13 protein-coding genes, 2 tRNA genes and 1 pseudogene are annotated in these 12,444 nt (G+C 37.4%); 4 read left to right on the forward strand and 12 right to left on the reverse strand.

All coding sequences use genetic code 11. The features are described from left to right. Window positions 1-50 precede the first annotated feature (50 nt). The 8 genes from tuf to BGO84_RS18755 form a co-directional block, all read right to left on the reverse strand. Complete coding sequence (tuf, locus tag BGO84_RS18650; RefSeq protein WP_135105766.1) at window positions 51-1,238, reverse strand: elongation factor Tu; 1,188 nt, start codon at window positions 1,236-1,238, stop codon at window positions 51-53. Window positions 1,239-1,306: 68 nt separating this feature from the next. After that, window positions 1,307-1,378, reverse strand: a tRNA-Thr gene (locus BGO84_RS18655). A gap of 155 nt (window positions 1,379-1,533) precedes the next feature. Then, window positions 1,534-1,607: transfer RNA gene (locus BGO84_RS18660), tRNA-Thr, on the reverse strand. 172 nt (window positions 1,608-1,779) lie between these two features. Beyond that, entirely contained in the window at window positions 1,780-2,079 is a 300-nt protein-coding gene (gene raiA / locus BGO84_RS18665; RefSeq protein WP_006841940.1) for a ribosome-associated translation inhibitor RaiA, read from the reverse strand. A 20-nt stretch (window positions 2,080-2,099) separates the two neighbouring features. Further along, entirely contained in the window at window positions 2,100-2,981 is an 882-nt protein-coding gene (locus BGO84_RS18670; protein WP_283685763.1) for a tyrosine recombinase XerC, read from the reverse strand. A 70-nt stretch (window positions 2,982-3,051) separates the two neighbouring features. Further along, window positions 3,052-3,243 carry a 30S ribosomal protein S21 gene (rpsU, locus tag BGO84_RS18675; protein WP_006841938.1) on the reverse strand — a complete coding sequence of 64 codons (192 nt, stop codon included), beginning with the start codon at window positions 3,241-3,243 and terminating at the stop codon, window positions 3,052-3,054. Window positions 3,244-3,499: 256 nt separating this feature from the next. Next, the gene (locus tag BGO84_RS18680) at window positions 3,500-3,952 is read right to left on the reverse strand and encodes a GNAT family N-acetyltransferase (protein WP_291031409.1); all 453 of its coding nucleotides are present in this window, start codon (window positions 3,950-3,952) and stop codon (window positions 3,500-3,502) included. A 253-nt stretch (window positions 3,953-4,205) separates the two neighbouring features. Next, window positions 4,206-4,859 (reverse strand): DUF3667 domain-containing protein, encoded by a 654-nt coding sequence (locus tag BGO84_RS18755; RefSeq protein WP_366246710.1) that lies wholly within the window; start codon window positions 4,857-4,859, stop codon window positions 4,206-4,208. A 218-nt stretch (window positions 4,860-5,077) separates the two neighbouring features. On the opposite strand from BGO84_RS18755, the gene BGO84_RS18685 reads away from it, so the two are divergent. Then, the gene (locus tag BGO84_RS18685; protein WP_252639298.1) at window positions 5,078-6,439 is read left to right on the forward strand and encodes a site-specific integrase; all 1,362 of its coding nucleotides are present in this window, start codon (window positions 5,078-5,080) and stop codon (window positions 6,437-6,439) included. Between the two features lie 312 nt (window positions 6,440-6,751). On the opposite strand, the gene BGO84_RS18690 is transcribed toward BGO84_RS18685, so the two are convergent. The 4 genes and pseudogenes from BGO84_RS18690 to BGO84_RS18705 form a co-directional block, all read right to left on the reverse strand. Continuing rightward, window positions 6,752-7,051, reverse strand: a complete 300-nt coding sequence (locus BGO84_RS18690) for a helix-turn-helix domain-containing protein (RefSeq protein ID WP_252639297.1) — start codon at window positions 7,049-7,051, stop codon at window positions 6,752-6,754. Window positions 7,052-7,054: 3 nt separating this feature from the next. Next, a complete protein-coding gene (locus BGO84_RS18695) occupies window positions 7,055-7,222 on the reverse strand; it encodes a helix-turn-helix domain-containing protein (protein ID WP_252639296.1) in 168 nt (55 codons plus the stop codon). Window positions 7,223-7,364: 142 nt separating this feature from the next. After that, window positions 7,365-7,628, reverse strand: a pseudogene (locus tag BGO84_RS18700) (DUF3408 domain-containing protein); the annotation flags it as partial. A 523-nt stretch (window positions 7,629-8,151) separates the two neighbouring features. Continuing rightward, window positions 8,152-9,093 carry a hypothetical protein gene (locus BGO84_RS18705; protein ID WP_252639294.1) on the reverse strand — a complete coding sequence of 314 codons (942 nt, stop codon included), beginning with the start codon at window positions 9,091-9,093 and terminating at the stop codon, window positions 8,152-8,154. A gap of 607 nt (window positions 9,094-9,700) precedes the next feature. Between BGO84_RS18705 and BGO84_RS18710 the strand changes: the two genes are divergently transcribed. The 3 genes from BGO84_RS18710 to BGO84_RS18720 all read left to right on the forward strand — a co-directional run bounded on the left by BGO84_RS18710 (window position 9,701) and on the right by BGO84_RS18720 (window position 12,350). Continuing rightward, window positions 9,701-10,051 (forward strand): MobC family plasmid mobilization relaxosome protein, encoded by a 351-nt coding sequence (locus tag BGO84_RS18710; RefSeq protein WP_252639293.1) that lies wholly within the window; start codon window positions 9,701-9,703, stop codon window positions 10,049-10,051. Continuing rightward, window positions 10,041-11,303 (forward strand): relaxase/mobilization nuclease domain-containing protein, encoded by a 1,263-nt coding sequence (locus BGO84_RS18715; RefSeq protein ID WP_252639292.1) that lies wholly within the window; start codon window positions 10,041-10,043, stop codon window positions 11,301-11,303. The genes BGO84_RS18710 and BGO84_RS18715 overlap by 11 nt, the downstream gene beginning before the upstream one ends. A 369-nt stretch (window positions 11,304-11,672) precedes the next feature. Further along, entirely contained in the window at window positions 11,673-12,350 is a 678-nt protein-coding gene (locus BGO84_RS18720; protein WP_252639291.1) for a hypothetical protein, read from the forward strand. The last annotated feature ends 94 nt before the right edge of the window (window positions 12,351-12,444 follow it).

A 12,444-nucleotide genomic window follows, 5' to 3' on the forward strand; every position in this document is an offset into this window, starting at 1 on the left:
ATATTAAAGTCGGTTATATTACAAACCGACTTTAGGTTTTATAGAAATTATTAAGATAAAATTTCTGTAATCTGACCAGCACCTACTGTACGTCCACCTTCACGGATAGCGAAACGAAGACCTACGTTACAAGCAACTGGGTAAATCAATTCTACTGTGATTGTTACGTTATCACCAGGCATTACCATGTCTGTTCCTTCAGGAAGAGTGATTTCACCTGTAACGTCCAATGTACGTAGATAGAACTGAGGACGATATTTGTTGTGGAATGGAGTGTGACGTCCACCTTCTTCTTTTTTCAAGATATAAACCTCAGCTTTGATTCTTGTGTGAGGAGTGATTTTACCTGGGTGGGTAATAACCATACCACGTTTGATTTCTTCTTTATCGATACCACGAAGTAGAAGACCTACGTTGTCACCAGCTTGTCCGTCGTCAAGAATCTTACGGAACATTTCTACTCCTGTTACAACTGATTTTTTAGCTTCAGCTCCAAGACCGATAATTTGAACTTCTTCACCAGTTTTGATCTTACCAGTTTCGATACGACCTGTTGCTACAGTACCACGACCTGTGATAGAGAACACGTCTTCAACCGGCATCAAGAATGGTTTATCAACATCACGTGGAGGAAGTGGAATCCAAGTATCAACAGCATTCATAAGCTCCATTACTTGGCTAACCCAAGGTTCAACACCGTTCAAAGCACCTAGTGCAGATCCACGGATAACTGGAGTATTATCTCCGTCGAATTCGTAGAATGAAAGAAGTTCTCTCATTTCAAGTTCTACCAATTCTAGCATTTCTTCGTCATCAACGATATCACATTTGTTCATGAAAACAACCAATCTTGGTACGTTTACCTGACGTGCAAGAAGGATGTGCTCACGAGTTTGAGGCATAGGACCATCAGTAGCAGCTACAACGATGATAGCACCGTCCATCTGAGCAGCACCAGTAACCATGTTCTTTACGTAGTCGGCGTGTCCTGGACAGTCAACGTGAGCATAGTGACGGTTAGCTGTTTCGTATTCTACGTGAGAAGTATTGATTGTAATACCACGTTCTTTTTCTTCAGGAGCGTTATCGATAGAGTCGAATGAGCGTGCTTGAGAAAGACCTTTGTCAGCCAATACTTTAGTGATAGCAGCAGTCAAAGTAGTTTTACCGTGGTCAACGTGACCGATTGTACCGATATTTACGTGCGGTTTCGCCCGGTTAAAATGTTCTTTTGCCATAATTAATCTTCTATTATTTAGTTAAATGTATATATTTAATTCAATTTTGAATCTTGTATCCCCGTTAGAGCCCATGACGGGATTTGAACCCGTGACCTCTTCCTTACCAAGGAAGTGCTCTACCACTGAGCTACATTGGCTTAAATCTCAAAATCTTGCTTCAAATTAAACAATTCTCCGTACTTAAAAACAAGAGATATTATTATTAAAGCAAAAGTAATGGAAATTAAAGTGAAGAAATATCCAAATCTATTGATTCATAGCTTTTTCAAAACTTCTTTTTCCTTATAGCTTGAGCCTCTTGTCGGATTCGAACCAACGACCCCGAGATTACAAATCACGTGCTCTGGCCAACTGAGCTAAAGAGGCTAAAAGTCTAATAATTATCGCCATCTCGCTTTTTACACAGCGAAACGGCGACAAAATTAGATATTTTTTTTTAGAATCGCAACACTTTATAGATTTATTTTCCCTTGTGTTTTCTTTTGATTGTCTATTTAGCTTCAACTAGCTTAGTGCCAATTTCATGAACATTGCTATTTTATTTAGCCTGAGCCTTCTCTTTTACCTTAAGCACTTGCTTTTCCAAAGCTTCTATACTCTGAGCAACAGCCTCCTCAAAGCTATCAGCAGTCTTATTGGCAAACAACTCTCCATTTTTTATATTCAATTTAACCGAAGCCTCTTTATTATTGGCTACTTCCGGCTTCACGACTTTCAATATAACTTCTGCATCTACAATCTGATCTGTAAATTTATCCAATTTTGATATTTTTTTCTCAATAAACTCTTTCAGTTGTACTGACGCATCAAAGTGCACCGATTGAATTACAATATTCATAACTAATCCTCCTTTACTTTTTAAGCTCTTGGGTGAGCTTTGTTATAAATTCTCTTTAATTCTTCAAACGAAGTATGTGTGTATATTTCTGTAGCAGCCAAGCTTGCATGCCCAAGCAACTCCTTTACTGCATTAATATCCGCTCCATTATTCAGCATGCCCGTTGCAAACGAATGTCGAAGAACATGGGGGCTAACCTTGGCCAGAGTTTCTATTTGCTGTAAATTAGAAGTCACAATACGATGCACTAACATCGGATAAAGCGGCTCTCCATTATTCTTAACAAATAAGTAACCTGATTGGTTTCCTACTTCTTTATTTCGCACTGCAATATATTGCTCAAGAGACTGCTTCATGCCATCACTAAAAGGAATAAGACGTTGCTTATTACGTTTTCCTGTCACTTGTATCGTTTCAGACGAGAAATCGACATCAACATCTTTCAACCCTATTAATTCTGCCCGGCGGATTCCGGTTACGTAAAACAGCTCTATTATAATATGGTCTCGCAACGACTCGAATGAATCCCCGTAGTCTTCTTGATCCAGCACCTTCTCCATATCTGAACTGTTGGCAAAAGCTGGAATTGGCCGACCAACTTTCGGGCCATTTATTTTACTTGCAGGATTTACCGTTACTTCTCCTATTTTCTGCAAATATCTGTAAAACGATTTCACTGCGCTTAGCTTACGGTTTACAGAACGGGCTGAGATTTTTCTCTCCATCATAGACACGATCCACATGCGAATAATATCTCTATCTACATGCTTTATGTCGGTATCAGAAAAATGCTCGGCAAGAAACTCTACGAACTGACTGAGGTCTTCAGAATAAGAAATCTCCGTATGTAAAGAATAGTTCTTTTCATAACGGAGATACCTGATATATTTTTCTATCAACAGCATCATTCGAGAAACATTCTATCTTGAATGACGAAGTTAATAATATTATGCGAAATTGGCAATACTTCTTTTACTCTTCCATACGGTGCATCTTCTGCACATAAACTGCATGAAGTTTGTTTGCTCTCTTCACTACAGAAGGCTTTTGGAATTCCTGACGTCTTCTAAGTTCTTTAACAACACCTGTTTTTTCGTATTTTCTTTTAAATTTCTTTAGGGCTCTTTCGATATTTTCCCCTTCTTTCAATGGAACAATAATCATAATTATTCTTTAGTTTTTATTTGTTTTCTTATTTAATTTTAAACTTTATAAGCGAAATTTCATTCGCTATCATTGCAATAATTGCATTAACGAGAGAATTCTGTTGTATAAATCAATCTTCTGAACATTGCTTCAGCAAAGCAATATCATACCACAAGTGAATATGTTTTGTTCAAAAGATCATCAAACCTCCTCTCTGTTTCGGGCTGCAAATTTATGATTTAATATCTTAACGAACAAGACTTTTTAAAAAATTCTATTCTTTTTTCATCTCAATATGGGGTAGCCCATCTTCGAGATACATCTCGCTGGTTTGCCTGAAGCCGTGGCTCTCATAAAATTTTTGAAGATATTGCTGAGCAGAAATCGTAATTCGCGTCTCGCCTAAAGTTGCAGATGCTATATTCAGGGCTTTCTTCATCATGTCGTGCCCATATCCGTACTTCCTATACTCCTGAGCAACAATAACCCGTCCGATACAAGCCTCTTCAAAATAATCTCCGGCCTTAAATATACGGCAATAAGCCACCAGTCTATCATCTGCATATCCGGAGAGATGCAATGCTTTTTGGTCTTTATAGTCTGTATCGAGATACGGAGCATCTTGCTCAACGACAAATATTTTGCACCGTAGATGCAAGATCTCATATAATTCGTTTATAGTAAGCTCTTCGAAACGGCTTACTTTCCATACTAATTCTTTCTTCATGCGTAATAAATCAGAAAAATCGCATAAAGATAATTTTTTATTTTTTACAATTCCGTACCCGTCAGGAAGATTCGTTATGTATAGATAAAAGTCTGTCAGGATCCTTCTTATTTACTATAAAGATAATACAAATCAAACATAAACATCATAGTTCTCATTGAGCACAAAACATGAAATTAAATTGATTAAATATCAACAAAATAGATTGGAAGAAATAATGAAGAAGGGGCAACCATAGGAAATAGGCTTGGAGTCATAACTTGAAATGATAATACTTAAACACCAAGAAAATAGCTATCACAAGCACAAGCAAAGTAACAACAGCTAATACGATAAGCAGCAACACCTTAAAGATTGCAGCAAACCATGAAGACCTTTTGAAGAATTGAGATAACCCCCATATAAAATATATTTCGGCTAAAAAATTTACAACCAAATAAACAAACTGTGAATGTGACAAATATATAAAGGGATAAAACAACAAAAGAACAAAAATTCTTGCTCCAGATAAGTATGAAAGCATAACAAGATGCTCCATATAGTTATAACCCCTTCGATAAAACAACAAATAAGAGAACAGCGCATAAAAAGGAGTTAACACCAGAAGCATCGATGAGTAATGATTAGAATACAATTTATAGATAGGGACATATTCAAGAATAACATTACCTTCATGTTTATTCATCTCATCCATTGGAAAAAAATGAAAAAGATGAAAAACAAAACTATAAATAACACCACATACTATCAGAAAAATAAAAGGTTTGATATATCCAACCCTCTTACCGGATAAATAATTTCGGATTGTTACTGCCGGCCTTAACAGCAACTCTTTAGTAGTATAGAATAACCCACTATTTAAATGAAACAGCAGCCATTTAGAAAAGGGAGAGCAAAAGAATGTAATTAAAACTTAATCAACGGATTAAGCAAAACGGTTCTTTTAGCCAAAAGAGAATAAATGCACAAAAAAGCAAAGATGACGGTGAATTCAGTTACTAAATCGTTACCTGAGTAACTTTGTTCAACTGGAGTTTATTCGTCACTTATTCAATAGTTTGCGTAATTTTGCATAGCACCGGATAACTCTAAGTAAACTAAATTTGTAATTAAAAAATTAGAGTTATGGCAAGAAGTACATTCAAGGTTTTGTTTTACCTAAAAAAGAACAATTTAAAAGATGGTAAAGCTCCTATAATGGGAAGAATCACTGTAAACAGTACCATCTCGCAGTTTAGCTGTAAGCTAAACATAAAGCCCGAGTTGTGGGATACCAAAGCAAACCGAGCATTAGGCAAAAGTCTTGAAGCACAGAAAATCAATCAGAAGTTAGACAACATCAAAACCCAAATCGGCAAGCAATATCAAAGCATCTGTGACAAGGATAATTTTGTTTCTGCTGAAAAAGTTAAAAACGCTTATCTCGGCTTTGGCGATGAGTTCCGAACTTTCTTCTCTATCGCCGATGAGTTCTACGAGCAATACAGCAGACGTGTAGGTAAGGATAGAACGGAAGGTTCATACGAGCAACTAATTATTAATCGCAGGAGAGTAGAGATGTTTCTTCGAGATAGATATAATCTTTCCGATATTCCGATTAAGGAAATAGAGCCACAATTTATAGAGGACTATTATGCCTATTTATTGGAAGAACGCAAGCTGGCGGGCAGTACTTTGCTTACATCCGTGACCAAACTGAAACAAATTATGTTGATCGCTCAACGCAAGGGGTATATCCATATCAATCCTTTTGCCAGCTTCCGATTCAAAGCACAAACTCGGGATAGAGGTTATTTGACCGAAGATGAACTTCGAAGGTTTATGACTGTAGAACTCAGAAGATACAAACAACGTCAGATTCGGGATATCTTCGTTTTTCAAGCATTTACGGGTTTGGCTTATGCAGATGTCAAAAAATTGACCTTTGATGATATTCAAACTTCTTTTGATGGCGAATTGTGGCTGATAGCTAAACGCAAGAAAACCAATGCTACGTTCTATGTCAAATTATTGCCAATAGCAAAGCAACTGATTGAACAATATCGTCTTGTGGCTAAAAATAATTTTGTATTTCCTGTACCAAGCCATAGCGATAATATGAATCGTTGCCTTCAACGTATAGCTAAATTATGCGGTGTGAATAAGCGAGTTACGTCGCATATGGGGCGCCATACAATGGCTACAACAGTGTGCCTCTCGCAAGGTGTACCCATCGAAACAGTCTCTCAAATGCTCGGGCACAGCTGCATAACTACGACTCAAATTTATGCCAAAATCACCAACGACAAGATAAGTAAAGATATGGCGGTATTGACAGATAAAATCGGGGATAAGTATAAATTGGAAACAGATCGACCTGAATCCGATTTCAGAAACATCAAACGAATCACTAAAAAGCAAAAAGAAATGTTGCCCCGAAAAAAGAGAGAAAATAACCCCGTTAATCCATCAACTTATATCATCCCCAAATGGGCTAAGGTGGAATAGAATAAGAACAATGATGGTCAGCTCAGTCCTTTTGTTGCAGGAGAAAGTCACTTCTTACAAGGCAAACTAGTCAAGCCCGAAGCCCTACAGGTCGGAAACAAAAATCTCCATCCTACGGATAGTATTTTCGCTCCGAGGCTTGCCTGTTTCCCTGCTCGAAGTGTAAAAGAATATCCTGCAACGAAAACGACTGACCTGACGATGACGCATATCTTCAAACTAAAACAAGCATCCCTGATTAATATCAAGAATGCTTGTTTTCATTTTATGCGTAAGTAGCAACTTCAACTCCCTCTCCTTAGAATCTGCATATTAAAAGGGTAATTCTGGCGATTGGTAGTTATTACACAATACCTCTTGAAGTTCTTTCTCGGGATAAAGTATTTTCCCTCCAATCATTGTATAACAGATCATTCGCTTATCTCGCAGATTTTGAAGCGTTCGAGGCGAGATATGGAGATATTCCATTAGTTCCTCTCCGCTCAGATAACGTTCGTCTGCCAATGTTGGGCGATGCTTGTCTCTAACATCCTGCACACCCTCAATGGATTGTTCTATCTGCTCCAAAAGTTCCTTGAACTCTTCGGTCTCGTAATTGATAAATTTATCCATAAGTTACTTCTTGGCTAGTTTAATTTCTGTTTGAAGTAGGCAATGAATATCCTCTTCTTTATAATAGACCTTGCCACCCAACATTGTAAATGGTATCTTCCCATTATTCCGCCAAGTTTGTAAAGTACGTTTCGAGATACTCAAAGCACGGCAGACATCTGCCGAATCCATTCATCCGTCTCTGGGATTGGAACAATAGACGGCTCTTAACGCAGCCATATCGGAAGTTAATCTATTGATCTGTCGTTTCAACAGTTCCCATGTATGTAAATCGATACAAACAATCTCCATAATGATTCAGTTTAGTTGTTATTTACTCTTTATCGTTATTAAATGTACTTGCCAGAGAACGTTTTAACCCTTCATTGGCAGCACGAGTTATCAGCTCTTTGTTTTGGAACAAGTGATCGGCAAGAATATTCGACAACAGCATAGTCGGAGTGATCTCGGGTACAATATGTTGCAACGAGGCAACTAGCATCTGGAGTTTCTCTTTCATCCGAACATCAATATAAACCGGAGTATAATCCTTGATTTTCCGTGTTGCCAAAAATCGGTTGGTATACTCTTCCTCGTCTTTTTTGCGAGAAAGCTTGCCTCTGGCTGAGCTAGCTACTCATGTGCTGTCCTCCCCTATAAATTGAGATATAAGTTCTTTATTATCCAAAGGCTGTTCTTTATTTTCAGACTCATCTTTCATACGATACTTGTTTTTTAATGTTTATAAATAGGATTCATTAAATTAGAATGATAATATTCATTCAAACATCTCTGATACGATTGGTCTTGCCCATGATTCTACATTTTCCGAAAGGATAAGCAGTATACGACTTTTTATATTGCTGTTTCCGAACTCAGGTGCAAGTATAGCACATTCTCAAGCCCTGCGCTGTGAGCATAATAGCCTTACCTAACAGGTTGGGGTTGTATAGTGTTTATTATAAGCCTGTTATGATTTAGGTGTGTACTTGGAAAGGAATAATCTGAGAATAGTAGGCAATCAACTATTTTATGTTAACATGCTCTATTTGAGTAGATAATATTAGTTCAGGTTGGGACATAAATATTTATAGGAAATACAGGATGGTAAGATTTTTTAACTATTGACGGCTATATTCCCCCAATTTCTCTATCAAGGTATCTATATCTTCAAGCCCAAATATCTGTTCCCGTTTGTTGCGGTTACGGCAGTTGAGTAGTTGTTGCATACCAATATAGTGTTTATTATCACCATATCTTTCTTTGTTGCCTTCTGTGCGAAAAGAAATAAAGTCTTTATTCCCATCGGCAACCGAAACCCATTGGGCTTTAATGTACTTGTGTTCGCTCAGTTGGTCAAGGAGATAGACCAATGTCTTTTGGTTGGTTACTTGTAGCGGTTCAGGTAGTTTTCCTGAAAGTAGTTTCTTTAGTTCAGCTACTTTAATTTTTGAGCGAAACAATTTGATAGTTTCTATGCAGTTGGCTAATAAAGCGTATTGCTCTTTGCTTAGTTTGGATTGGTAAGAACGTTTGGTAGATTTAGCTGTAGCTTTAGTCTCTTTGGCAATGGTAGTTTCTTGTATGGGTGTCTCTTCCTTAATGATCTCTACTTTAGGTTTTGGAAGAAGTTTCTCATATTTTATACATAATCGTTCTAAACTTACGAGGTCTACCAATTCTCGGAAATAGGGCAAATCAATTTTGATTAGCTCTGCGGTATAGTTGCTTGGAGTTATTGTATTTGTTGGTTTTATAAATGTACGATACTGATGATAAACATCTTTGCTTATCTCGTCGCAAAAGTCACTGTACCATAGATAATCCTCTCTATCGTCACGAAGGTATTTGGGCAAGCTTGCCAAAGGAGGATTGTTACGGATGATATCCAGCACTTTGCTTTTATAGTGGAGTAGTTCCGCCTCAGTGAGTTGTGGCTGTGAGACCAAACCAAGTGCCGTTTCATAGTTGATTGCTACAAAGTCATTGAGACTCTGCTGCACAGCCCGAAATACTTCAGGAACATTACTATCATAATCTATGTCTTGCTCACCATTATACATGTACTAAAGATAGTAATATTACCAATAAGAGCAATAACAGTGACTCAATTTTGTCTGGCAATATGGCAAATAAAAGCATGTTCAAGCAAAGCTATACACGTCATATTGTCAATGATATAACTATCGAATTAACAATCTATCTTTGCTACAGTGTCCATGTCGGATACATCTAAATTATACTGCTATATGAGAAATCCAATCCACTTTCTACTATTCATTTGCTCTGCCTACCCTTGAAGAGCAATAGGCAATACACTGACCGTATTGCTAAGTCCGGGCGTTTTGACTTTATGCTCAGACCTGAGTGCAAATGTTGCCACCGATTCAAAAAACAAAGAGACTACCGCCTCTTTATTTTTTTCTCGTCGTCAAAGGAGCAAGGTAATCGCACGGGTAACCCAAAATTCGACTAACGTCTCTTTGGGCTACTTCCGTGCATACCTTGCCCTTGCAGGGGGCTCAGCCCCGAACAGTCTGCTCCCGATGGTCACTTGACTGTCGTGGCTGTGGAGCAATCCTGCACTTCATCTCCCGATGGTCACTTTCGTTTCGGCTCGCCTGAGTGTTTGGAGACACTCAGTTTTCCATAACCTTAAACAAAGTAGTTATGGAAAATAAGAAGAGTGACAGCGCTAAAAGAGGTCGTCCAAAGAAAGAAAAAGTAAAACTTTCTACTTCGATTAATCTGAAATTGACCGAAGAAGATTTTAAAACCGTGAAGGAAAAAGCAGAGAAATTGGGAATGAAAGCAACTCAATATGCTCGGGAGATGACCTTGAAAGGAGGTGTCAAATCTCGTTTTACTTTGGAAGAACTTGACCTCATACGGAAGCTCGGTGGTATGGGGAATAATCTGAATCAGATAGCCAAACAGGCTAACAAATCGGGATTCGCTCAAGTTAGTGTAGAGATCGTAAATATTGCACTTCAAATCAAACAATTGTTGGATGATCGCTAAAAACATCAAAGGGAAATCATTTAAAGGCTGTGTGAATTATGTGATCAATGACACAGCCGAATTGCTCGAGGCCGAAGGAGTATGGGCGGATAGTGCGAAAGATATGATCCGCAGTTTTGCCATACAACGTTCGGGACGAAAAGAGATAAAGCAACCTGTTGGCCATATTCCAATATCCTTTTCTCCCGAAGATAAAGGAAAAATGACCAATGATTTTATGCTCCAACTAGCCAAAGAATATATGCAGGAAATGGGAATCAAAAATACGCAATATATCATTGTCCGACATCACAATACGGATAATGCCCACCTGCATATTGTCTATAACCGTATTGACAACAACTTAAAACTTATCTCCGTCAACAACGATTACAAACGAAACATCAAGGCTTGTAAGAAGCTAAAAGACAAGTATAATCTGACTTATGGTAAGGGTAAAGACAATGTAAAACGGCAGAAATTAGACAATCCCGACAAGACAAAATATCATATCTATGATGCTATAAAATCTGTTTTATCCAGTTGTAAGAATCCGGCAGATTTACGATTCGCTCTTCAAAAATTCAATATTGAGATTGATTACAAATTCAAACGAACGACCAGAGAGATTGAAGGAGTATCGTTTCGATACGACAATATTGCTTTCAAAGGCTCGGATATTGATCGGAAATTTAGTTTCGGAAATCTAAAAAAAGAGTTTGATAAGAATATTGAAGAAGCGAAGAAACGAGGTCGAGAGGAATTTCTGCGAGAACAGGCCGAACAAAAAGCTAAACACGAAGTACAGAAAAAGACAGAAATCCAACCTATATCCGTTAAACGAAATCTTGTTGTTTTGGGTGTTGAGCTATCAGACGAACAGGAAAAAGTATTGAGAGAAGGCGGTATTATCTTTGTTGAAAACATGATTCATCCCAATGACAACACTAAATTTTCTGCATATGCATTTGCCAATGATGATAAGGACAATATCTCATTTAGCAATAAAAACCCAGAAAAGTCCATAAAATATGGTAAATATGAGATGCGACTCAGAGATAAGATTTTGATAGAAAAGGGCTTTATAACTAAAGCTAAAGTGAAATGGTATGATGGTAGATTCGCTCATCCATATCTGTGGAAAGAGAAGAAAACTGATACGGAATATAAAGAGTCATGGGGCGATCCGAGAGTAGTAGAAGCTAAAGAGGAGGAAAAGAGGAAGCAAATCATAACACCTATAATAAAGAAGGATAAAGGAATGAAAATGTAAAACATTAAGAACATGACAGTATTTGGCAGTTATCAATTTTATTTTTGTCGGAGCAAATAATAGCAACAGCCCTTTTACTCGCCTCCGAAAATATTTACATATATTTGCCATCGGAAACGATAGGTTTTGCTAATGTATATTTGAAGAAGCGTAAAGTTTCGTCCTTTGTTTAGAAAATCGCCAATTGACTAATGTAGCAAGGATAAACATGATGTTCCTGTTTGATGATTGTACCTTTTGTACAGCATATCAGGCGTGGGCTGTTGTTTATTTGCTACAAGGTGTTTGGCGATACCTCTAAACAAAATAGGCATACAGTGCCACGCTTTTTCTTTAGTTTGGAACTTATTTGTAACTAAAATAATAGATATGATAAATACAAAACTAAATGCTCTTTTTCAATACTGGAAAGATGGAATGATGCAGAATGGTGATCATGGATTTTGTGAAGATGGACTGATTTACCGTAATGGAAAAGAAAGTTTATTGTGGCAGAACTCTAAAAGAAAAATATTGTTTCTGCTCAAAGAAAACAACGACAACGATGGACAAGATGTTCGAGAATGGACAGGTTCTATCAATGGGTATTCTCCCAATGGGTTATTTTATAATCGATTATCGGCTTGGCTATATGGGTTGACCAATTATACAGACACTAGCTATCCTGCTATTGAAGAAGCTTTTGATGCGAAGAATCAGATGAAAGCATTATCTGAATACTCCTATGCTTATGTGAACGTGAAGAAGAAATCGGGTGGTGCTACTGCTGACGATAGTATTGTATATGATTTTGGTAAGCGGTATGCACATTATTTACGTCAAGAATTGGATATTTTATCTCCCAATATTATTGTTTGTGGGGGGCAAGTAGTATTTAATGTTGCTACAGATATAATCTATAAAGAACTTACATTCATTCAGAAGAATAGTTGGGTATATTATAATAAAGAAAATAACATAGTATTAATAAATAGTTTTCATCCTACAGCTCGCAAATCGAATGTTGAAATGTATGAGTGGATGATGGAAAATGTGATAAAAGGATAAAATGGGACTGTCCATAGCTTTGTGTAAGCGTCAACTACAAGGTTGAAGATTTATCATATAAATTCTTTCAAATTCTCCCCCCTAAAAAGACGGG

The sequence above is a fragment of the Dysgonomonas sp. 37-18 genome (assembly GCF_001899125.1).
GTDB lineage: Bacteria > Bacteroidota > Bacteroidia > Bacteroidales > Dysgonomonadaceae > Dysgonomonas.

Bases quoted from the DNA above. Each gene is read 5' to 3' on its own strand.
- BGO84_RS18685 (WP_252639298.1), top strand. From the start codon at position 5,078: ATGGCAAGAAGTACATTCAAGGTTTTGTTTTACCTAAAAAAGAACAAT.
- BGO84_RS18715 (WP_252639292.1), top strand. From the start codon at position 10,041: ATGATCGCTAAAAACATCAAAGGGAAATCATTTAAAGGCTGTGTGAAT.
- BGO84_RS18680 (WP_291031409.1), bottom strand. From the start codon at position 3,952: ATGAAGAAAGAATTAGTATGGAAAGTAAGCCGTTTCGAAGAGCTTACT.
- raiA (WP_006841940.1), bottom strand. From the start codon at position 2,079: ATGAATATTGTAATTCAATCGGTGCACTTTGATGCGTCAGTACAACTG.
- BGO84_RS18710 (WP_252639293.1), top strand. From the start codon at position 9,701: ATGGAAAATAAGAAGAGTGACAGCGCTAAAAGAGGTCGTCCAAAGAAA.
- tuf (WP_135105766.1), bottom strand. From the start codon at position 1,238: ATGGCAAAAGAACATTTTAACCGGGCGAAACCGCACGTAAATATCGGT.
- BGO84_RS18705 (WP_252639294.1), bottom strand. From the start codon at position 9,093: ATGTATAATGGTGAGCAAGACATAGATTATGATAGTAATGTTCCTGAA.
- BGO84_RS18690 (WP_252639297.1), bottom strand. From the start codon at position 7,051: ATGGATAAATTTATCAATTACGAGACCGAAGAGTTCAAGGAACTTTTG.
- BGO84_RS18695 (WP_252639296.1), bottom strand. From the start codon at position 7,222: ATGGATTCGGCAGATGTCTGCCGTGCTTTGAGTATCTCGAAACGTACT.
- rpsU (WP_006841938.1), bottom strand. From the start codon at position 3,243: ATGATTATTGTTCCATTGAAAGAAGGGGAAAATATCGAAAGAGCCCTA.
- BGO84_RS18720 (WP_252639291.1), top strand. From the start codon at position 11,673: ATGATAAATACAAAACTAAATGCTCTTTTTCAATACTGGAAAGATGGA.